This window comes from Planobispora rosea, assembly GCF_014648175.1.
Taxonomy (GTDB): Bacteria; Actinomycetota; Actinomycetes; order Streptosporangiales; family Streptosporangiaceae; genus Planobispora; species Planobispora rosea.
Genome location: NZ_BMQP01000065.1, coordinates 1 through 20,246, shown reverse-complemented (window position 1 = coordinate 20,246; position 20,246 = coordinate 1). Strand labels below are relative to the sequence as shown.

Annotated in this window: 19 protein-coding genes; 14 read left to right on the top strand and 5 right to left on the bottom strand. The window is 65.4% G+C overall.

Annotation, left to right across the window (positions count from 1 at the left end):
* Positions 1-197: 197 nt before the first annotated feature.
* The 3 genes from IEZ08_RS36810 (at position 198) to IEZ08_RS36800 (ending at position 7,519) form a co-directional block, all read left to right on the top strand.
* Positions 198-5,675: a DNRLRE domain-containing protein gene (locus IEZ08_RS36810; protein ID WP_203863689.1), complete on the top strand. Its 5,478-nt coding sequence runs from the start codon at positions 198-200 to the stop codon at positions 5,673-5,675.
* Positions 5,676-5,731: 56 nt separating this feature from the next.
* Positions 5,732-6,361 carry a hypothetical protein gene (locus tag IEZ08_RS36805; RefSeq protein WP_189244024.1) on the top strand — a complete coding sequence of 210 codons (630 nt, stop codon included), beginning with the start codon at positions 5,732-5,734 and terminating at the stop codon, positions 6,359-6,361.
* A 123-nt stretch (positions 6,362-6,484) separates the two neighbouring features.
* The gene (locus tag IEZ08_RS36800; protein ID WP_203863688.1) at positions 6,485-7,519 is read left to right on the top strand and encodes an integrase core domain-containing protein; all 1,035 of its coding nucleotides are present in this window, start codon (positions 6,485-6,487) and stop codon (positions 7,517-7,519) included.
* Between the two features lie 512 nt (positions 7,520-8,031).
* Here the strand turns inward: IEZ08_RS36800 and IEZ08_RS36795 are convergent.
* Together IEZ08_RS36795 and IEZ08_RS36790 are read right to left on the bottom strand one after the other, a co-directional pair.
* Positions 8,032-8,319: a hypothetical protein gene (locus IEZ08_RS36795; protein WP_141704295.1), complete on the bottom strand. Its 288-nt coding sequence runs from the start codon at positions 8,317-8,319 to the stop codon at positions 8,032-8,034.
* Between the two features lie 1,252 nt (positions 8,320-9,571).
* Positions 9,572-9,862 (bottom strand): hypothetical protein, encoded by a 291-nt coding sequence (locus IEZ08_RS36790; protein WP_068927902.1) that lies wholly within the window; start codon positions 9,860-9,862, stop codon positions 9,572-9,574.
* Positions 9,863-10,287: 425 nt separating this feature from the next.
* Between IEZ08_RS36790 and IEZ08_RS36785 the strand changes: the two genes are divergently transcribed.
* A complete protein-coding gene (locus tag IEZ08_RS36785; protein WP_176728631.1) occupies positions 10,288-10,698 on the top strand; it encodes a hypothetical protein in 411 nt (136 codons plus the stop codon).
* Here the strand turns inward: IEZ08_RS36785 and IEZ08_RS36780 are convergent.
* Both IEZ08_RS36780 and IEZ08_RS36775 read right to left on the bottom strand, forming a co-directional pair.
* Positions 10,695-11,231 (bottom strand): flavoprotein, encoded by a 537-nt coding sequence (locus IEZ08_RS36780; protein ID WP_068927901.1) that lies wholly within the window; start codon positions 11,229-11,231, stop codon positions 10,695-10,697. The two genes, IEZ08_RS36785 and IEZ08_RS36780, sit on opposite strands and share 4 nt — an antisense overlap.
* Positions 11,228-12,652 (bottom strand): helix-turn-helix domain-containing protein, encoded by a 1,425-nt coding sequence (locus IEZ08_RS36775; protein WP_141704294.1) that lies wholly within the window; start codon positions 12,650-12,652, stop codon positions 11,228-11,230. Before IEZ08_RS36775 ends, IEZ08_RS36780 begins: the two co-directional genes overlap by 4 nt.
* 131 nt (positions 12,653-12,783) lie before the next feature.
* Between IEZ08_RS36775 and IEZ08_RS36770 the strand changes: the two genes are divergently transcribed.
* The 4 genes from IEZ08_RS36770 (at position 12,784) to IEZ08_RS36755 (ending at position 14,505) form a co-directional block, all read left to right on the top strand.
* Positions 12,784-12,969 (top strand): hypothetical protein, encoded by a 186-nt coding sequence (locus IEZ08_RS36770; protein ID WP_141704293.1) that lies wholly within the window; start codon positions 12,784-12,786, stop codon positions 12,967-12,969.
* A 14-nt stretch (positions 12,970-12,983) separates the two neighbouring features.
* A complete protein-coding gene (locus tag IEZ08_RS36765; RefSeq protein ID WP_068927900.1) occupies positions 12,984-13,340 on the top strand; it encodes a hypothetical protein in 357 nt (118 codons plus the stop codon).
* Complete coding sequence (locus IEZ08_RS36760; RefSeq protein WP_068927899.1) at positions 13,324-13,617, top strand: hypothetical protein; 294 nt, start codon at positions 13,324-13,326, stop codon at positions 13,615-13,617. The genes IEZ08_RS36765 and IEZ08_RS36760 overlap by 17 nt, the downstream gene beginning before the upstream one ends.
* A 150-nt stretch (positions 13,618-13,767) precedes the next feature.
* A complete protein-coding gene (locus tag IEZ08_RS36755; RefSeq protein WP_068927898.1) occupies positions 13,768-14,505 on the top strand; it encodes a GntR family transcriptional regulator in 738 nt (245 codons plus the stop codon).
* A 25-nt stretch (positions 14,506-14,530) separates the two neighbouring features.
* On the opposite strand, the gene IEZ08_RS36750 is transcribed toward IEZ08_RS36755, so the two are convergent.
* On the bottom strand, positions 14,531-14,923 hold the full coding sequence (locus tag IEZ08_RS36750) for a hypothetical protein (RefSeq protein ID WP_203863687.1): 393 nt from the start codon (positions 14,921-14,923) through the stop codon (positions 14,531-14,533).
* A 182-nt stretch (positions 14,924-15,105) separates the two neighbouring features.
* On the opposite strand from IEZ08_RS36750, the gene IEZ08_RS36745 reads away from it, so the two are divergent.
* From IEZ08_RS36745 to IEZ08_RS36720, 6 genes are all read left to right on the top strand, one after another.
* The gene (locus IEZ08_RS36745) at positions 15,106-15,528 is read left to right on the top strand and encodes a plasmid replication, integration and excision activator (RefSeq protein WP_068927897.1); all 423 of its coding nucleotides are present in this window, start codon (positions 15,106-15,108) and stop codon (positions 15,526-15,528) included.
* Between the two features lie 85 nt (positions 15,529-15,613).
* Positions 15,614-17,038: an FtsK/SpoIIIE domain-containing protein gene (locus tag IEZ08_RS36740; protein WP_068927896.1), complete on the top strand. Its 1,425-nt coding sequence runs from the start codon at positions 15,614-15,616 to the stop codon at positions 17,036-17,038.
* Positions 17,038-17,232, top strand: a complete 195-nt coding sequence (locus IEZ08_RS36735) for a hypothetical protein (protein ID WP_068927895.1) — start codon at positions 17,038-17,040, stop codon at positions 17,230-17,232. The genes IEZ08_RS36740 and IEZ08_RS36735 overlap by 1 nt, the downstream gene beginning before the upstream one ends.
* A gap of 101 nt (positions 17,233-17,333) precedes the next feature.
* Positions 17,334-18,968 (top strand): replication initiator, encoded by a 1,635-nt coding sequence (locus tag IEZ08_RS36730; RefSeq protein ID WP_068927894.1) that lies wholly within the window; start codon positions 17,334-17,336, stop codon positions 18,966-18,968.
* Position 18,969: 1 nt separating this feature from the next.
* Complete coding sequence (locus tag IEZ08_RS36725; RefSeq protein ID WP_068927893.1) at positions 18,970-19,170, top strand: helix-turn-helix domain-containing protein; 201 nt, start codon at positions 18,970-18,972, stop codon at positions 19,168-19,170.
* Entirely contained in the window at positions 19,167-20,207 is a 1,041-nt protein-coding gene (locus IEZ08_RS36720) for a site-specific integrase (RefSeq protein WP_189244022.1), read from the top strand. Before IEZ08_RS36725 ends, IEZ08_RS36720 begins: the two co-directional genes overlap by 4 nt.
* Positions 20,208-20,246: the final 39 nt, after the last annotated feature.

Genomic DNA, 20,246 nt, shown 5'->3' with positions numbered 1-20,246 from the left:
GTTCAACACGGCAACCTACGCCCGCTGTCTTTTACACCGCATCCGGGACGCCACCCGCCGACACCGAGTACGGCACCTACAGCGAAGAATGCAACTACGCCTGGAACCTGACCCACTCGCTCGACGAGATCGTCCAGGCGTGGGTCGACGGTGAGCCCAACTACGGCATCCAGCTCACCGCAGGCAACGAGTCCGAAGTGCGCAACTGGCGGCGCTACACCCCCCGAGAGGCCGGCGGCTGCATGACGCCGCCGCTGGAAGACTGTAAATTCCAACCCCACCCGCCCATCCTCACCGTCGACTTCGAGGCCGACACCTACACCTTGTTCTACTTCGCTGAGATGGGGCCGGAACGAACGACGCCACCGACTTGGGAAGAAGCAAGCGCGCTAAGCCAGCAGACCTTCACCTCAGTTCCCGATTTCCCTGCCATGACTCCCGAACAGGCTGCTGCCGAAAGGGAGGCTCCCGAGGTACCCCAGGAAATCGGCCCGGAAGAACTGCAAACCCAGCCTGAGGACGAAGAATGGCTGGGACTGCCGGAATCTGACGACACCGTGCCGCCAGCACTTACAGCTACGGCCCCAGCCGTTGACGCAACGGGTGTCGAAACAACTACTCAAGTCAAGGCAGTCTTCGGCGAGCCCGTATGGGAGCCCGCCATATCGCTACGCGATGCGACAGGTACGCCGGTCCAGAGCTCACCCACTCTGTCCGCTGATCGGAAGGAGCTCGTTCTCACTCCGGTGCAGCCTTTGGCTCAAGGCACCAGGTACACCGTCGAGGTTAGAGAAGCCTACGACCAGGAGGGGAACACCATGACTCCGTACTCATGGTCGTTCACCACAGTCTTCCCCGAGAATGGGAGCTGGTCGTTTGACGAAGGAACGGGCTCGATCACAGCGGACTCATCTGGCCGGGGACACCACGCGACGCTCAACGGCACAGCGACTTGGACGCAGGGCAAATCCGGCGACGCACTGACGAACACCGTCGAACCTGCAGCGCAAAACAGTTCTGTGTTGCACGATGCAGCCGCACAGGGCAAGCAGATTGAAGTTACGGAGAAAACCACCGAAACAAGTATCACCTACGCCCAGCCCGACGGAAAGACATTCACCACCGAGATCGCCGCAGGTCCGGTGCGGACTCGGCAGAACGGCAAGTGGGTGCCGATCGACACCACCCTGGTCGAGCAGAACGGGGCGCTGAAGCCGAAGGCGATCGCCTCGGACGTTGCCGTAGCGATCACCAACGGCGGCGCAGGCGCGTTTGTGTCCATGACCGCCGCTGACGGACAGTCGTATGCGCTGCGCTGGCCGACCGCGCTGCCCAAGCCGGCCATCAGCAAGAACACCGCCACCTTCACCGACGCCGCCGGTAAGGGCGCGGACCTGGTCGTCACCGTGCTGCCGACCGGGTTCCGACACGATGTGGTGCTGCGTGAGCGGCCCGCCAAGCCGCTGGAGATCCGCATCGGCGTGCAGACCGATGGCCTGAGCCTGTCCGAGGGCAAGGGCGGGCGGCTGCTGCTGACCCAGGGCAAGAGCAAGAAGCTGATCGCCTCGGCCCCGCAGCCGGTCATGTGGGACGCGAGCTCCAAGGCCTCCCAGACCAAGGACCGGCTGGCCAAGGGCGGCTCACTCAAGGCCCGGCACGCCAAGGTCGCCACCGATGTAGTGGTCAAGGACGGCCGCACCGAACTGGTGCTCAAGCCCGACCATGCGTTCCTGACCGACCCGGCCACGCAGTATCCGGTGCGAGTGGATCCGACCACCACGCTGCCGTTCAACAACGACGTGGAGGTCACCGACAGCAGCGACGCCGAGTGGCCCGCCGACCCGACCGCCTGGTACCTGACGGCCGGACGCATGTACGGCTCGCTGTCGCGGATCTACCTGCGCTTCGACACCGCGAGCCTGGCCGGGCAGACGGTGAGCGACGCCAAGCTGTCGCTGCTCAACATCGACGCCCCCGGCTGCGGCACCCAGGTCGGACCGGGCGCCCAGGTGCGCCGGGTGACCGCGGCATGGGATGAGAACACCCTGCACTGGGGCAACAAGCCCGCCGCGACCACCGAGGACGCCTCCACCAACAGGCAAGCGTTCGGCCAAAGCTGCAGTGAAGGCGTGGCGCCGCTGGAGTGGAACGTCACCGGCATCGCCCAGGACTGGGCGGCAGGTGCGGCCAACCACGGGCTGATGCTGCGTCACCCGAACGAGGCCAACACCGCCGACAACTACCGGGTCTTCCCCTCAGCCGAGGAGACCTCCGACTTCAACCGGCCGCCGACGCTGACCATCACCACCACCGGACCGGCCTCGACCCCGGCCGTCAGCGCCCTGGCCATCACCCCGGCCCAGAGCACCGGAACCACCACCACCGCCACCTCGCTCACCCCGCAACTGGCCGCCACCGTCTCCGACGTCATCGGCGGCAACCTGAGCGGTGAGTTCGAGATCGAGCACGACCCGGCCGCCACCGGCCAGGGCACCGGCCAGATCTGGGCGGGTGCCTCGGCCGCGGTGGCCTCCGGCAACCCGGCTACGGTCACCGTCCCGTCCGGGAAACTGGCCGACGGCTGGAAGGTCCGCTGGCGGGCCCGGGCGGTCAACGCGGCCGCGTCGAGCACCTCGGCGTGGTCGGCCTGGCAGCAGGCCACTATCGATGTGCCCAACCCGGCGGTCGGCTCCTTCCAGGTCACCCCCGCCCAGCAGGTGGACGGCGCAACCGTCACCACCAGCCTGACCCCGGCCCTGCACACCACGGTCACCGACCCGGCTGGCCAGCCGCTGAGGACCGAGTTCGAAGTCGAACACGACCCCGCCGCCACCGGGCAGGGCAGCGGGCAGGTCTGGACCGGCGCGGTCGACAACGTCGCCTCCGGCAGCCAGGCCACCGTGACCGTCCCGGCGAACACGCTGACCGACGGCTGGAAGGTCCGCTGGCGGACCCGGGCGATCAACCCCGCCACCACCCTGGGTTCGCCCTGGTCGGACTGGCAGACTCTGACCGTCGATGTGCCCGACCCGGTCTCCGAACCGGCGGTGGGTGCGCTGCAGGTCACCCCGTCCCAGCAGGTGGACGGCACCACCATCACCCCCACTCGCACTCCTAGCCTGCTGGCCCAGGTGAGCGACCCGGCCGGCGGCGCGCTGCGCGCCGAGGTCGAAGTCGAGCACGACCCGGCCGCACCCGCGGGGCAGGGCAGCGGCCAGATCTGGACCGGCAGCGCCGACAACGTCCCGGCCGGCACCCAGGCGGCCATCGCCGTCCCGGCGGACACGCTGGCCGATGCGTGGAAGGTGCGCTGGCGGGCCCGCGCGGTCTCATCCACCGCCGCCTCGGCCTGGTCGGACTGGCAGCCCTTCACCGTCAGCCTGCCCAAGCCCACCGCCACCGGCCTGACCATCACCCCGTCGAAGGTGGTGGACGGCGCGACGGTGAGCACCACACTCACCCCCACGCTGCAGGCCACCGTCACCCACCCGATGGGCCAGGCGCTGCGGGCCGAAGCCGAGATCGAACACGACCCGGCCGCATCCACGGGGCAGGGCAGCGGCCAGATCTGGACCGGCAGCGTGGACAACGTCGCCTCCGGCACCCAGGCCAGCCTCACCGTCCCCGCAGGGAAGCTGACCGACGGGTGGAAGGTGCGCTGGCGCCTGCGCGCGGTCACCGAGCAGGCCTCCTCGGCCTGGTCGGACTGGCAGCAGGTCACCGTCGACGTCACCCAGCCCGGCGAGGAGCCCCTGGCCCAGACCACCGGACCGGTGATCCACACCGACCAGAGCTTCACCGCCGCCGCCTGGCTGCGATGGAGCGATAAGGACGGCGACTATACCGTCGTCGAACAGAAGGGCACCCACCAGGCGCCCTTCCGACTCGGAAACACCGCCGACCACGGACTGGTGTTCACCTTCACCAGCGCTGACACCGCTGATGCGACGATCGAGGGCGTGCTGTCCGACGTCGAACCACCGGTCAATGAGTGGTTCCACCTGTCCGGCGTGTACGACGCGGCGGCCAAGACCGCCACGTTGTACCTCAACGGAGCCCTCATCAAGTCCGCGCCGGTCAGCTTCACGGCGTGGAACACCGAAACTGCCATGACGCTGGGCACGAGCATGGTCGGTGATCTCGATGAGGTGCGAATCTACCAGCATGCGTTGACAGCCGGTGACGTCAACGGCCTCTACACGTCGACCAACGCCCGGATCACCACTTTGGCTGAGGACTCTGAGCAGGCGACTCCCGAGAGCAAGGACCTGGAGGCTTCGCCTCCGGCTACTAAGGCAACCGAAAAGCAGTCGGATCAGGCCACTGCCGCCGCGAGCGAGGCTTTTCCCTACCAGCGCATCTCTACTCGTGCGTGTGAGAACCTTCGCGCAGAGAGGTTCCCCGAGTCGACCATTGGGCCGACCAACGTCAATGAGTACTGGCGTGCCTACACCTACTGCACGAGCCGGCACTATAGCTGGAATATCTTCTCTGACAGCAGGAGAACCAGGATGGGAGGTGTTACCGTATCGGCAACTGCGGTTATTAAGTCATATATCGGAGGATGGAAGCGGAATGGGGAGGTGGCTCGGCAGGACGTCACCAACCCTGGTGTACACCACCCGAGAGATATCGATGTATGGGTGCGGATCGATAAGGTAAAGTACTCGGAGTCTTTTCCTTTCGCGCCGATGATGGATGCGGATGATGCTGACGTCAGCGTGGAAATCAAGGCGACGTCGAGTGCCGACAATGGGGCCTCTTGTAAGTTGACCAACAGTAAGCACAGGGGTGCCGACGGCGGTCCGACCAGCAAGATCACAAAGGATGCCGATGAGTGGGAGGCAGATTCACAGGTTGCCGGGAAGGATGAGTACTGGTTCACCTACCGCTCTGCTGCACAGAAAGTGAAAACCGACCCCGCGTCCGAGGCCTACGACGGCATCTCCTACTGCACCATCAGGCCGTATATCACTGTTGAGAAGGGCTGGTTCGACGTCAGGAACACGGTTCACCAGTGGATCGGAATCCACACTCCCACCGTTCCTATGTGGGATATGCCAAAGGACTCGGAGGATGAGAGCAAGGATAAGGCGCCCGCTCTGCGATGTGACCTGTCGGACACCTATACGGCCTATTACGGAAGCTGCATCTTCAATCGGGTCGACAGGGTCTACCGGATTTCCGCGGTCGATCAACCCGGGCGAAAGCCTGTCTCTCTCGTCGCCGAACACCTCTGGCATACCCGAGAGCATCCCGATGACACGTGGCCAGAGGAAACGACCACTGACAATCCTCGCAAGCCGATCACGGGCAAGTATTTCCCCGGGCATTGGGGTCGTAATCCTCTGCACTTTTTAGGCAAAAGGGTCAAGACGGATGATGGCGTCTCCGCCCGGGGGCGCAACAAGACAATGAAGGATAGGATCTGCAACCTGGACTTCACTGCGGCTCAGAAAGCAGGAAAGCAGTGCGACGAGTATCCCTTCAATACGGCCCAGGAAGGGGCGGGGCAAAGAACCAACGACCATGATCCAAAAACGCAGGTCTGGAACTTCTCTATCAGACCTGTGGATACGACTCACAACGGTAATGCCGGAACCCACAAGCTGCTATTCGAAGCCCATTATCGCCTATTTCACGGCGACCCATTCTGGGTAAGCGTCCACCGCTGAGCCGATGCCACCCCTCCTTCAGGAGGGGTGGCATCCCTGCCTGATCGGACAAAGATATGACATCCGCCACCCACTTATATGATCTACTTGAATCGCATTGGGAGACCTTCGGAGAAGGTTTCGCGGCGGTATGGAGCGAAGGAATAAGCGTCAAGGAGACCGCGCTACGGCTCGGTGCCGACATAAATAGTGCAGCAGAGCGCACGTTTGCGGATATCGCACTCGGCTTTGAGGGCGACGACATGCCGGGAGACGATGAAGGAATCATCCTTGTAGGTAACCTCGATAGATGGACGCTGACACTGCAGATCCAGTGGGCGGACGTTGCGGAAATTGATAGGCTACTAGCCCTGTCGCGTGACGGCGGTAGAGCAATAGCTGTCAGCTGGCATAGTGACAGTGATCATTTGGTTGAGTGCGCCAAAGACGGAAAACTCGTATTTTCCGGACCAATGGAAGATGCCCTTGACCCCCTGCGGGAGTATTCTGCGGGGCTGCGGATGCCGACTGACTGGGACATCCCTGCAAGTCAGGGGGAGCCGACAGAGGAAATGATCACGACCGCCTTCGTCGCTATCGGTCGTATGGTCGGCCGTGAAATCGATGACGCCTGGCTACGGACACCGCATGTTAGATACCTAATCCGTCGCACCGGCAAGAATGCATCAGCTGTGCCTTGGCGGTAAATCGGTGACTATTAATCGTGTACCGCTTCAAAAGTCGTTGCAGGCGCTTGACCTGCGAATCGACCTGATGCGGCGGGACGGGCAAGATCGGTTCTTGTGTCTCTCCGTCTCCTGTATCTGATCATGATTCGGTTGTTCGGCTGGCTGGCGCTACTGGGCCGACGTCAAGCTTCCAAGAATGCCGAGATCATGGTGCTCCGGCACGAGGTGGCGGTGCTGCGCCGTCAGGTCGCCCGGCCGAAGCCGGACTGGGCCGATCGAGCGGTCCTGGCCGCGCTGGCGCGGTTCTTGCCCTCTGCCCTGCGCGCGCATCGGCTGGTGACGCCGGGCACCCTGCTGGCCTGGCACCGTCGCCTGGTACGACGCCGGTGGACGTATCCGAGCCGGTCCGGCCGCCCGAGGACGAGCAGGGAGATCCGGGACCTGGTGCTGCGCCTGGCGCGGGAGAACCCGGCCTGGGGATATCGCCGGGTGCACGGCGAGCTGGTCGGGCTCGGCTACCGCGTGAGCGAGGCGACCGTGCGGCGGATCCTGCGGGGCCGGCGCTTCGGCCCGGCGCCCCGAGATGCCGACACCTGCTGGCGAACGTTCCTGCGCACCCAGGCGAAAGGGCTGCTGGCCGTCGACTTCTTCCACATCGACACGATCTCCTTGAAGCGCCTGTACGTGCTGTTCGTCATGGAAGTGGCGACCCGGCGCGTGCACATCCTCGGCGTGACAGCCAACCCGACCGGAGCGTGGACGGTCCAGCAGGCTCGTAACCTGCTCATGGACCTCGGCGGCCGGATCGGCTCCTTCCGCTTCCTCATCCGCGACCGGGATACCAAGTTCACCGCTGTCTTCGACGCGGTCTTCGCCGGCGAGGGCGTGACGGTGGTGAAGATCCCGCCGCGGACGCCGCGGGCGAACTGCTATGCCGAGCGGTGGGTGCGTACCGTACGGGCCGAGTGCACCGACCGCCTGCTGATCTCCAACGAACGGCACCTGCGCTCGGTGCTGGCCGAGTACGCCGATCACTACAACGGCCACCGGCCGCACCAGTCCCGCGCGCAGCGGCCACCCGATCACGACGAGCCGACCGTCGTACCGCTGGAAGACCGGATCGAACGCCGGAGAGTGCTCGGCGGGCTGATCAACGAGTACCACCGAGCCGCGTAGCCGCTCTGGAGAACTCCCAGCTCAAGCCCTATGCGATGAATTTTGAAGCGGTACAGGTCCACAACCTGTGGATTACTCGCCCTCCCTGGCCGCAGAGCCCGCCGTCTGGAGAAGCGGCGGCTTGGACAAGGCTCGGCCGCCGTCATGGCTTTTCCGGGCGTGGCGGCCCGGCGGGGTCTTCTGCCGTGGTCTTCCGGTGCCCGTCTGTGGGGTCTGACCTGAAGAAACGGCTCTAAACGATCTACCGCGTGCCCGGTCCGTGCCCGCGAGCAAACATGGAGCAAACATCGCCGTTCTGCGGCTCGCGCAGAGCCCGTCTGGACCGAGAAATCACAGGTCAGACGGGGTGCGAGTGGTAGGGCGCCTGGGACTCGAACCCAGAACCTACGGATTAAAAGCTCGGATTCGATCAGTTCCGGATGGTTCATTGCAGACCAGAGGCTATGAGTGGCCCACCCTGGACGGCTGTGAACGGTCCTGAACTGCAACTCGAACTGCAACTCTGTGACCGGTCACTGAGCTGTCTCCGTAGGGCCAAGAGCGACCGCCACGATGAGTCGTATCCCTGTGATGAGCGCGGCGGGGAAAACGAAGAAGAGCCAGAAGCCCCAATCCCTCGGGACGATCGCCCAAGCGACCACTGGCACCGTGGCCATGGCGACGAGGGAGGTGGACAAGTAGAGGATCTTGCGCCGAAAGCTACGGGAAGTCACGAAGAGGGATACCACGACAACAACAATAGGTATCGCGTACACAATGACCATAGCGGCGAACATCGCTCTGGACTCCTCGGCCTCCACGGACGCTGACGGTAACTTACCCACTTTGAATGGTCTCACGGAGCTTGGAGGGGGAGCGGTAGGCACCCGAGGCGCAGCCCACGGAACCTACCGATCAAAAGAGGAGGGCTTCTTACGACATGTTCAGTCCTCTGAGCTGAGGCTTCGGGGCCGTTTCGCCCTTGATCAGGGGAGGTGTTCCGCGCATAGTCCGGATCTTGCTGGCACTTCTGAGGAGGACTGGGAGACTGTGCGGCATGAGCCAGACCGATCGGCCACTCGTACGTGAGTTGTTCCCTATCTCATCACGGAGCTCATTGCGTGCCTGAGAGAAGAAGAAGAGGAAGACCTCGCCGTCTTCGCCCAGGGCATCCGGTTTTATGAAGAGTGCGGATGCGGTGACGACTTCTGTCAGAGCTTCTACACGGCCGAACCTCCGGACGGGGCGTACGGTCCGGGGCACAGATGCGTGCCGCTGACCCCACGGAAAGGTGATCTGATCCTGGACGTCGTCGAGGAACGGATCATGTTCGTGGAGGTCTTGTACTACCCGAAGCTGTCCCGCCCGGTGGATTGAAGCCATCAGCTTGGGAAGCCTCTAGCGCGCTTGGTCTCCGAGCTGGCGAAACGCTGACCTGCGGAGAAGTGCTCCGGCTCCCCGTCATTCCCCGGTTGTTCCCCTTGGTCACCTTCCTGACAGGACACGGCGGGCACGTCGTGTTGTCGAACGCTTCGCTGGAGCTAGACCGTGACCCACAAGAAGAGTCTCGTGTAGAGGAGGGCGCCAAACCAGAAGGCGAGCATCATGATCACGCAACTGCGTGTTCGCTTTCGGTCGGCGGGAGTCCGGTCGGGTTGCCGAGCCCTTAACACGAGCGTGATGGCCACTGCCAGCAGGAAAAAGGTGCACGTGATCTCGACAGTAGTCATGTGGATGAAGATACGGTTCGGGACCGGGCGCTGGAAAGGGCTTCAAGTCCGCAGCTTTCATCTGAATGTTCCAACGCGATGAACTACGATCCGGTGCCGGAGGATGCGGTTACGCACCTGCATACAGCCTGCCCGTCTGATCTTCCCGTCTGCCTCGTCCCACCCGTAGGGCAGCGGGCCGACGACGGAGGGTCAGGCCCGTCTTCGCGTGTACCTTCACCGCTCGCCGTTCCTCGATCATTGGATGCCAACGAGCACAGACGGGCTTGAGCCGGAGGAGTCGGGCTGCTGGGCTCTGCCTGGGATGTGGCAGGCGGGACGATCAGGCTTCCACCTCAGCCCTCTACGGTTCTACAGGCTCGCTCGGACGATCATCCCGGAGCTGAGTGCCCCCGCCGGAGGCGTCTTCTCCCTCATCGAGCCGCGCGACAAGTGCGGACATGATTCCGGAGAGGACCGCGATGACTCCCCCGAGGGTGACGACGACTGCTATCGCAATCATGAACAGTGTTTGCGCGGTAACCGGCGCACCTTCGTCGGGGAAGTTGGAGACCAGCGCGAAACTGCTGATGGTCGGGAAGATCCACGCTGTCATGGGAAGGAATTTGAGGCGGTCCTTCAGGGACGTCGTCATAGCGGTTGATCGTAGGACATGGGTTTGCGGGGGAGGAGATCACCGGCCGGGAGCGGAGCTGCCGACGTCGATCCGAAGGGCGCCGCGTAGCGGCTGGGGCCGGTGGTCAGAGCGACTTTGGGCGGCGTCGCGGACCCTGTACGGCGGGTTCGTTGGGTACGGTGTGGCGGGTGTGCGGCGGGCGGCCCCGCGGGCGGGTCCGGCCGGGACCGGCCCCCAGGCCGCATGCCCGGACGGTTCCCGCAGAGCGGGGGCCGTGGCGGCGGCGCGACGCGCTGCCGCCCTTGATTCATATAAGACCAATTCGGCAATGATCCAAGCTGTGTAGAGCCTGTGGCGGTACGGCTGTCAATGCAGAGTTGCCTAACTGGGTGGGAACCTGCTTCTTCCTAGTCGTTCCCTTTTTCGTTCGGTACGTTCCAAACGTGGCGAGGAAGAAGCAGAGTTTCATCAGTAAATACTGGGGTTATGGCGTTCTGCTTGCCCTTATCTGGGGCTGGTGGGCTGCCGATGACAAGGGGGAGGTCGCCCCTCTGCTGATCATTGGATCTGTGTTAGCGATTATCTACTTCCTCTTCCGTGTTCCTCGTACATGCGGTGCGCGAGGCAGGCAAGGGCCTTGCAGGAACAACGCCAAGGGGCTGTTGTTTGGCTGCAATCAGGTGCGAGAACATAAGCGACAGAATTTCACGCGAAGGCTTGGTCGTGACCGCCTCAAGGAATGGAATCGAGGTCTCTGGATCTCTCCCAAGGAGCGAGTAGCGACCCTGGCATGTATTGGCTCGACGTTTTCTGGCCTGGCCGGTGTCATGGCGGTCATCCTTGACCGAGGCTAGGAATCGGTGAGCTGCTTCAGAGCTAAGTGCCAGGGGTAGGCATTGGTGCGGTCGGCTCCAGAACTAGGAACATGAGGCTCGAACTGACCGGGGCCAAGTAGGACGTGTATGCCTTCGGCGCGGAGCTGTTCGACGCTGCGGCGGAACGGGGCGCGGGAGGCGAACGCGGTGTTGACGAAGGGCAGCACCACCACGGGGATGCCTAAGCCGGGGGCTTCGGCCAGGATGCCGAGGGCGTAGGTGTCGGCGATGCCTTGCGCGAATTTGTTGATGGTGTTGTAGGTGGCCGGCGCCACGATGATGGCATCGGCCCTCGGAGACCTGGGCTCACCCGGCTTGCGGTAGCGGCTGCGCACCGGGCGGCCGGTCTGCTTCTCCAGCGCGTCGACGTCGATGAAGTCCAGCGCGGACGGGGTGGCGATGACCTGCACGATCCAGCCCTCGTCCTGGGCCATGGCGACCAGGCGGCCGACCTCGGCGGCGGGGCCGGCGGCGCACACGATGACGTACAGGACCTTGCCGGTCCGGTTCATGCGCTGACTCCCAGGGCGTCGGCGAACTCGCGGGCCTCGCGGCGGACGCTGATCGGCGCGGTGATCAGTAGATCTCGGACCAACCGTAACGTGGCGGGACGGCCGGTGATCTCCTCAGGGGCGATCTGCTCGGCGGCACGCAGGATGTGCAGGACTCGATCGTGCTTGCCCCACATCAGGAAGGCGCGGGCGGTGTCGAGCAGGAGCGTGGCCTTGCGTTCGTTGATCGGCAGGGCGTCGATGTTCACCCGGCGGGCGTAGTCGATCGCGCTTCCTGCATCACCCATGGTGAGAGCGGCGTTGACTCGGTGACACAGCACGTTGTTGGGGCCGAAGGCGGTCCACATGTGGTTGCCCTCATGTCCGAGGCGGTGGCCGGCCTGCTCGGCCTCGTCCAGCAGTTCGGTGGCGGTGGGGCGGTGGCCGTGCTGGGCGGCGGCGATGGCGCCCCGGAGCAGCAGCGCGCCATAGATCGACAGCTCATCGTCGGAGGGCCGGGCAAGGTGGGTGTCCATGCGTTGGGCGGCGGTGCTGGCGTTGCTGGCGGCGGCTCGGTGGTGGCCTCCGTCCATGAGGGCGTGGGTGATGATGCGTGCGCTGGAGCCGATCATCAACGGGCTTTCGGACAGGTGAGCGGCTTGGACGCTGCGGTCGGCTGCCAGCCAGGCCAGGCCCTTGTCTTCCTGCTTGAGCATGATGGAGGCGGCCACGTGGTACGCCTCGGCCGACAGCGCGTGGGCCTTCAACCGGTCGTCACCGTCCAGCGCGGTGCAGGCGGCGCGCAGAGAGCGCAGCAGCGCGGGAAGGGCGGTCAGCACCTCGCCGTAGTGGCACGCCTGGTAGTCCTGTTTGGCTTGGGCAACGGCGGCGGCCAAGGAAGCGAGCTCCGGAGCACTGGGAGCCGACAGCGGATACTCGGTCAGCGCGGCGGCCAGGTCCTCGATGCCGGATACGGGCTCGGCGGCCGGAGCACCGTCGGAGATGACGGCTCCGAACAGCGCGGCCCCGGCCAGACCGACGAATTCGCGACGTCGCACGGCGGTCTCGTCCTCCCCTCGCTGGACGGACTCCACGCTACGAGACGAGGCCGGGAAGATCGGCGTCTGCCAGCGGTGGTCATCCCGGGAGGGGATAGCCGGAACTGAGGCCGTACGGGGAGCAAGACCCAGAGCCAGCCGGGCGGCGTCCGGCATGTCCAAGCCGTCGGCGATGCGCTCGAAGACCTCCAGTGCGATCACCTGCTGGCTGCCGCTCATGATGCCGCTGACCTTGCCCTGGCTCATGCCGATCATGCTGCCGATGGCGGTTTGCGACACTCCGGCGTACTGGCGCACCAGGTGGAAGACCCGGCCGATGTCGCGTGCCCGCAGCGCGGCCAGCATGTCGGGCCGGTGCCAGATGGAGCCGGGAATCTCGGGCATCGGGGCCATGTCCCTTCGCGGGGGATCCGAGGTCGCGCGGTGATCCCATCCTGACCCGTCGATGACCTATCCCGTCAAGGGATACCGCCGAGGAATGGGCGTAAGCGTCGCAGCTAACGACGCTGGAATGCATGAGAAGCGATCAGAGCGGTGAACAGGTCGAGCGGTCGTGTTTCGCCTGCGAGGGACGCGGCTGGAAGTACGTCAGCTTCCGGCGGGCGCTGATCGCCAGCCCTGCCGGTCCGGTACCGCCCTTGCCGCGCGTGCGGGACATCTGCTCGACGTGTCAGGGACTCGGTTTCCCTGCGGCGGCGTGAGCGCGGAGTCGGGCATGAACGGGCTGGTGCAGGCATCGCAACCGGGGGACGGGGCATTCTCGGCCGTGGACGCCGCGAAGTGCCTGCGCGACGAGCTGAGCAGGTTGGACATCACGGCCGATGTCAGCGACGGGTACGGGCTCGCCGTGGTGTCGGTCTGGGCCGGGTTGGTGGTCTGGTCCGACGGGCACCGGTTCTGGTGGCGTACCGGTGGCCGGGACATACGGCGGGGCCGGGCCGTCTACGCCTGGCACACAGCCATGGAACCGGGACGGGCCGCGCGTCGGATCGCCTTCCGGTATGCCGAACTGGCCAGGACGCATCCGCTGCCCGCAGCGCTCACGGAGGCGAACGATGCTTCCCCTCGATGACTGCGCGGGGATCAGCCCGCACATCGCCATGGTCCAGCGGGATTGCGTGCGCCTGGAGTGGCGGGAGCCGTACCCGGTGCTGGAGCGGGTGCGGCCGGTGGCGTGGACGTGCGTGTGCCGCTCAGTGATCTACGAGCTGCGTGCGGGCGCGGGGCTGGGATTCATCCGGCGTACGGTCCAGCGTGACGACGGACACCAGGTGTCCGAAAGCCGGCCGTGGCCTCTGCGGGAAGCTCGGGCCATCTGGGCTGATCTGCTGATCGGACGCGTTCGTTAGACGGGTACGGCGGTGCGGCCGACCTGGCCGAGAAGTGGAGGGGGCCATGCGTCGCGTACCGCTGTACTCACCGTCGGTGCATCCGGCAGGCTAGGCAACACCCTCGTGGATCTCTATGCTGACGATAAGTCGAGTAGTTGGGTTGTTGTCATGTCGATCTCTGATGACGAGTACGCGCCGCCGAAGTACGCCCAGATCGTGCAGGCGATCCGGCGCAAGATCGCTGATGGCACCTACCCGCCCGGCTCCCAACTGCCTTCAGAGACTCAACTGGTTCGCGAGTTCGCCGTCTCCCGTCCAACCGTCGTGCGGGCACTTCAGGTTTTGCAGCTCCGAGGTGTGATCGATCGGGAGCATGGCAAGGGGTCGTTCGTGAAGCCCGCTCCGCCGGCGGCCGAAGAGGACTCCTCCCGCCCGGGGCGCGCGGTGCTGGACCGTGTCGAGACGCGCGAGGGCGCGACGATCCTGGAAGCGGGCTCTCGTCCGGCCCCGGCCAATGTGGCGGCGCTGTTGTCGCTGCCGGAGGGCGCCCCGGTCGTGACGCGCCGGGTGCTGTTCGCCGATGCGGGAAAGCCGTGTGAGCTGGTCACCTTCTGGTGCCCGATCGAGCTGGCCGAAGGGACCGACCTCGGTGGCGGGGAGCCGTTGACCGTGGGAGTACGGCAGCACATGCAACGGATCAAGGGCGTGAAGCTGGACCACGTCATCGAGCGCCTGGCCGCCCGGCATCCGCTGCCTGAGGAGATCAAGGCGCTCGGGCTGGCCAAGACCGCTGCCGTCCTGGCTGTGCTGTCGCGCATCTTCGACGGGTCCGGCCGTCCGGTGCTGATCATTGAGGTCGCGCTTCCGGGCACGCTGCACGAGTTGGAAGACGCCTACAGCCTTTGACGGACGACGTCTGCCCCCTTCGAGATCAGTCGTTGTCGGGCCTTTGGCTACCTCCGGCCACGTCGGCCGCCTGCTTCTCAGCCCGATACTCGTCCAGGTAGGCGAAGAACGCTTCTAAGGGAGTAGTGCCCGGCTCTACCTGGCGCTCGATCTCGGCCGCCCACCCCAACGCACTAGATCGCCCGTAACGGTCCAGCCAACGGGAGAACGGCCCATCCGGCCAGAAGTCGAACGGCTCGTCGATGCCATGGACATCCAAAGCGAGGCGATACCCCACCAACATGGACTCCAGGTCTCGAAGAGAGCCGCCACGGATCCACATCCCCGGACGAAGTCTGACCTGCTCCAGGAAGTCGTAGACATTCCGCCACTGAGAAGGATGGGTAGGGGAGAGGCGCTGTCTCTCTTCATCTACCACGGCTTCCACCCTACTGATCAATGGGAGCCTGCTCAGAGCCGTGTAGCTCCCCAACCTCTTCGCCTGCAAGAGATGTGATTCAGATCACATAGCATCTCGGAAACTCGTCTTGTCGAGCAAGCGTTGCAGAGTTAGCTTCAACACGACAATACGAGTTAACGAGTAGACGACAGGAGTACATCATGGCACTCCAAGGACCCATCCCCATCACCTTCGAGCAGGTCTTCCCGCATGGCTGCTACATCGTCGGCGAGGTCGAGCAGGTCAAGGACTTCGACGCCTCGACCAACGGCCGCACCGTCTACGCCAAGGACAAGACCACCGGAGAACTCGTCTGGCAGGTCCCGGTCATGGACGCCGATCCGGCGCTCAAGGCCGGACAGAAGACCGTGGCGGTCAAGATCCTGTCCCCGGTGCAGCCGGTGCCTCCGCCGCCGCTGCCGGGCCTGCCCTTCACGCCGGTCGAGTTCGACGGCATGAGCGTCACGCCGTACGTCTCCCAGGCCGGTCGCCTGGCCTACTCCATCCGGGCCACCGTCATGCGCGCCCCGCGTGCCGGTTCCCCGGCCAAGCAGGTTCCGGCCGGCAAGGACATCGCGGCCTGACACACGAAAACGGGGCCGCTGGAACTGGTCCTTCCGGCGGCCCCTCGTCTCCCCAGATGCGAATCACAGAGAGAGCCGAAGTCTAATGTTCAAGCGACTGCCCGGGGACGAGACACGCAACCTCGTCTCCACCACCCCTGATACCGCCGTGGTCTTCCGCCCGGCGGTCGTCCGCACCCCGGCCGCCGTCACCATCGCGATCTTCATTGGTCGCCTGCTGGTCGGGCTCGCCCGTCTCATCTGGCGTCACCCCGTCGCCGTAGCCGTGTTCACCATCCCCTCCGTGGTGGCCTGGCAGTACGGCTGGCGCATCGCCCTGATAGTCACCTGGGTTCCCCTGTCGGTGCTCATCCCATGGGCACTGTTCAACCGGGAGTCCTTCAACGCCTGGATCGGTTGGCGGCTGCTGGCCTTCTGGCGACTGATCTGGGTCTACCGACGGCACTGGCACGCGGTCATGACCGTTTCCGGACTGGCCCGCCACCTCCAGGGCCGCGACTACGTCCCCCACCTGATGCGCGTGCGCTGTACCTCCTGGGCGGACCTGGTCAGCGTCAAGATGCTCACCGGCCAAGCCGTCACCGACTGGGCCGACCGCATCGAGCACCTGGCCCATGGCTTCGGCGCCACCTCATGCCGCGTCTCCGTCGCCCGTGCCGGCCGCCTGCTACTGACCTTCCCCCGGCGCGACCCGCTGGCCGTGCCCTTACCGGCCATCGCGTTACCCACGACGGTCTCGGTCGGGCCGCTGGAGATCGGCATCTGCGAGGACGGCCGCCCCTGGCGATTGAAGATCCACGGCACGCATGTGCTGGTGGCCGGTGCGACCGGGGCCGGCAAGGGCTCCATCCTGTGGTCGGTCATCCGCGCCCTGATTCCGGCCATCTGGACCGGCGTGGCCCAGGTCTGGGGGCTGGATCCCAAGCTCATGGAGCTGTCTTTCGGACGGGCCATCTTCGAGGGCCACTATGCCGCCACCCCGGAGGAGTGCGCCGACCTGCTGGAGGAGGCCGTGTCCCTGATGCAGAAGCGCGCCGCGAAGTTCGCCGGAGTCCAGCGCGAGCACATCCCCACCGTCGAAGACCCATTCATCCTCATCGTGGTCGACGAGGTGGCCTTCCTGACCGCCTACCAGAACGACCGGACCTTGAAACAGCGCATCATGGCGGCACTGGCCACCCTCACCACCCAGGGACGCGCGGTTGGCTTCGGCGTCCTGGCCGCCCTCCAGGACCCACGCAAGGACGTCCTGACCATCCGCAACCTGTTCCCCGACAAGATCGCGCTTCGACTGGACGAGTCCGAACAGGTGGACATGGTCCTCGGCGACGGCGCCCGGGACCGAGGCGCGCTGGCCGACCACATCTCATCGGTCCCCGAAGAGGGCGCGGGGGTCGGCTACATGCGCCTGGAGACCTCACCCGACCCGATCCGGGTCCGCGCCGCCTATGTCTCCGACGCCGATATCCGCGACATGGCCGCGCTGTTCGAGACGGAGGGCGCGGTCTGATGAGGATCACCATTCACGGCACCGCCGCCGAGATCAACGCGCTGCCCTTCCGTCGACTGCGGACCTTCGACGGCTGCGACATGGGCGAAGTAGTCCTGATCATCAACCTGGACACTGCTCACTTGCGCAAAGACCCCTACAGCGACGCCTACCGGCTGTGCGCCGACCTGGACACCCGGAAGGAGGCCATGTGATCCACACCTCTGCCCTTGTCCCGTCGACTCCTCCGACCATTGACCCGACCGCCCCGGCAGACGCCTCCCATCCCCGGCTGGCCCGCGCTGTACGCGCCCGGATGCCGCTGGCCCTGGATGTGGCGGTCGAGGTGGCCAAGCTCAACGGCGTGTGCATCCGTCCCATCGAGATGCGCCGCCTCGACCTCGTCACCGGCCGGGAAGAGCCCTTCGACATCCCGTGCGGAGCCACCCAGGAGGCCAAGTGTCCGCCGTGTGCCAAGCGCAACCGCTACCTGCGCATGGCCCAGTGCCGTGAGGGCTGGCACCTGGAAGCCGAACCCGTCACCGCACCGGACCCCGCCACCGAGGATCAGCGCTGGCTGATCGAGTTTCGCGCCGACGTCCAAGCGAAGCGTGATCACGCTGAGCGCGTTGGCGACGTGGAGGAGGTCACCGACTGGGATGAGGCGATCGCCGAGATCGATGCCGAGATCAACGTGGCCGGGATGCGCGGCAATCTCTCCGGCCGTACAGTCGCCAAGCGCTCCCGCTCCACCCGGCGCCGACAGGACGCCCCGGACCTGCCCCGGCGGGCGATGAGCCCGACCACGCTCGGCCGGGCCTTTACTGGGGCGGATGGGAAGGTCTACCGGCCGTCGATGTTCATCACGCTCACCCTCCCGTCGTACGGCAGGATTCGGGCCGGTCAGGGAGTGCCGGTCGACCCGAGCACGTACGACTACGCGCGGGCCGCACGGGACGCCCTGCACTTCTCCAAGCTGGTCGATCGGTTCGTGCAGAACCTCCGCCGGGTCGCCGGGTTCGACGTGCAGTACTTCGCCACCGTGGAGCCTCAGAAGCGGCTCGCGCCGCACCTGCATATGGCGATCCGGGGCACTCTCCCGAGAGCGGAGATCAAGGCCATCGCTGCCGCGACCTACCATCAGGTGTGGTGGCCGGCGGTCGATGAGGTCCGCTTCGAGGGCGAGCACCTGCCCGTGTGGACTCCGCGGGCAGAACTGCCTGACAACGCGACCTATCCGGACGGTCAGGACGGTGACTACCTCGACCCCGAGACCGGCGAGATCCTGCCCACCTGGGACGAAGCGCTCGACCAACTGGACCAGGACGACGAGGCCGAACCTCTGCACGTGATCCGCTTTGGCGACCAGGTCGACGTCCAAGGCGTGCTCGCTGGAACTCCGGACGCCGACCAGTGCATCCGCTACCTGTCCAAGTACCTGACCAAGAGCCTCGGCGACACCCTCGACACCGACGATGCCGCCCGGAGGGACCACGCGGCCCGGCTGGTGGAAGCGCTCCGTTACGAACCCTGCTCGCCGGCCTGCCCGAACTGGCTCCGGTACGGCGTGCAGCCCAAGGGCGCCAAATCGGGCATGGCACCGGGCCGGTGCCGAGGTAAGGCGCACAAGCCCGAACACCTGGGCTATGCGGGCCGGCGGGTCCTGGTCTCGCGGAAGTGGTCGAACAAGACCCTGGCGGAGCACAAGGCCGACCGGCGGGCCTGGGTCCTGAGTGCGCTCGGCCTGGCCGACGACCCCGCCCAGGCGGACCCGCACCGCTACGTCTGGAAGCCGGTCTCCAGCAAGGACCCGACCCGTACTCCGTTGGCCAAACGGCTGCTGCGCGCCGTGGCCGACCGCCAGCGCACCCGTGCCCGGCTCCTCGAACTCCAGGCCAGAGCAGAGGGACAGCCCGCCCAGAATCTTTCGGCAATCGGAGAGGCGGCCTGATATGGAACCTCTGTTCTATCGCCCCAAGGATGCGGCCGTGATTCTCGGGATGAGCCGTACACGGGTGTTCCGGCTGATCAAGACGGGTGAGCTCAAATCGATCAAAGATGACGGGTACCGGCTCGTTCCGCGCTGGGCGCTTGAGGAGTTCGCACGGGACCTGGAGGCCAAGGCGGGCCTGACTCACCAGGAGGCGGCATGATGGCCACCAGGAAGCCCAACAACCGATCCTCGATTTATCTCGGCAAGGACGGCAAGTGGCACGGCTGGGTGACCATGGGCGTCAAGGATGACGGCACCCCCGATCGTCGCCACCGTCAGGGCAAGACGGAAGCCGAAGTGACCGCGAAGGTCCGGGAGTTAGAGCAGAAGCGTGACTCGGGGAAGACCACCAAGGCGGGCAAGGTGCCCACGGTCGGCCAGTGGATGCGGATCTACCTGGACGAGATTGCGCCAATGCGGGTCAGTCGGCTGACCCTCGACAGCACCTACCGGCCGAAAGTGGAGTGGTGGATCATTCCCCGGCTCGGGGCGCATCGGCTGGATCGGCTCCGGCCGGAGCACTTGGACGCCTTCTATGCCGGCCTGGTCAAAGAAGGCTTGGCACCCAACACGATCGTGCAGATTCACCGGATCCTGTCACGGGCGCTCAAGCTCGCGGTGCGGCGAGAGCTGATCGCGCGCAACGTCTGCCAGATGATCGACGCGCCGACCGGTGAGGACACCGAGATAGAGCCGCTCCTGCGGGAAGAGGCGCAAGACATCCTCGACGTGGTCAAGGATCGCCGCAACGGCACCCGCTGGTCGGTGGCCCTGGCGTTGGGTCTTCGGCAATCGGAGTCGCTGGGCCTGCGCTGGAAGTACGTGGATTTAGACAAGGGCGTGATTCGGGTCTTCTGGCAGCTCAAGCGGCTGCGCTACCAGCACGGATGCAAAGATCCGCACGCCTGCGGGACTCGGCTGCACCGCTACCCCTGTCCGAAGGACTGTCCCAAGGCCAAGCGCACCTCGGGGCGGCGGCACACCTGCGTTACTGCATGCCGTAAGAACTGCACGAAGCACGGGGGAGCGTGCCCGAAGTTCTGCGCCCCGGACTGCACCAAGCACGCGGTGGCCTGCCCGGACCGTACCGGCGGCTGGACCTTCGTGAAACCGAAGGGCAAGGGTAAGCGCTCCATCGCCCTGCCTCCGCCGCTGGTGAAGCTCCTCCAACTCCACCCCGGGTTCCGCAGTTCGTAGTCACACGTGGCGAGTGGACAGCGAGAATCTGCAGGTAGA

Excerpts from the sequence above, each read along its gene's own strand:
- IEZ08_RS36745 (WP_068927897.1), top strand. The coding sequence starts at position 15,106 with ATGGCACTCCAAGGACCCATCCCCATCACCTTCGAGCAGGTCTTCCCG.
- IEZ08_RS36765 (WP_068927900.1), top strand. The coding sequence starts at position 12,984 with ATGAACGGGCTGGTGCAGGCATCGCAACCGGGGGACGGGGCATTCTCG.
- IEZ08_RS36755 (WP_068927898.1), top strand. The coding sequence starts at position 13,768 with ATGTCGATCTCTGATGACGAGTACGCGCCGCCGAAGTACGCCCAGATC.
- IEZ08_RS36720 (WP_189244022.1), top strand. The coding sequence starts at position 19,167 with ATGATGGCCACCAGGAAGCCCAACAACCGATCCTCGATTTATCTCGGC.
- IEZ08_RS36740 (WP_068927896.1), top strand. The coding sequence starts at position 15,614 with ATGTTCAAGCGACTGCCCGGGGACGAGACACGCAACCTCGTCTCCACC.
- IEZ08_RS36800 (WP_203863688.1), top strand. The coding sequence starts at position 6,485 with ATGATTCGGTTGTTCGGCTGGCTGGCGCTACTGGGCCGACGTCAAGCT.
- IEZ08_RS36775 (WP_141704294.1), bottom strand. The coding sequence starts at position 12,652 with ATGCCCGAGATTCCCGGCTCCATCTGGCACCGGCCCGACATGCTGGCC.
- IEZ08_RS36725 (WP_068927893.1), top strand. The coding sequence starts at position 18,970 with ATGGAACCTCTGTTCTATCGCCCCAAGGATGCGGCCGTGATTCTCGGG.
- IEZ08_RS36735 (WP_068927895.1), top strand. The coding sequence starts at position 17,038 with ATGAGGATCACCATTCACGGCACCGCCGCCGAGATCAACGCGCTGCCC.
- IEZ08_RS36730 (WP_068927894.1), top strand. The coding sequence starts at position 17,334 with ATGCCGCTGGCCCTGGATGTGGCGGTCGAGGTGGCCAAGCTCAACGGC.
- IEZ08_RS36770 (WP_141704293.1), top strand. The coding sequence starts at position 12,784 with ATGAGAAGCGATCAGAGCGGTGAACAGGTCGAGCGGTCGTGTTTCGCC.
- IEZ08_RS36760 (WP_068927899.1), top strand. The coding sequence starts at position 13,324 with ATGCTTCCCCTCGATGACTGCGCGGGGATCAGCCCGCACATCGCCATG.
- IEZ08_RS36805 (WP_189244024.1), top strand. The coding sequence starts at position 5,732 with ATGACATCCGCCACCCACTTATATGATCTACTTGAATCGCATTGGGAG.
- IEZ08_RS36780 (WP_068927901.1), bottom strand. The coding sequence starts at position 11,231 with ATGAACCGGACCGGCAAGGTCCTGTACGTCATCGTGTGCGCCGCCGGC.
- IEZ08_RS36790 (WP_068927902.1), bottom strand. The coding sequence starts at position 9,862 with ATGACGACGTCCCTGAAGGACCGCCTCAAATTCCTTCCCATGACAGCG.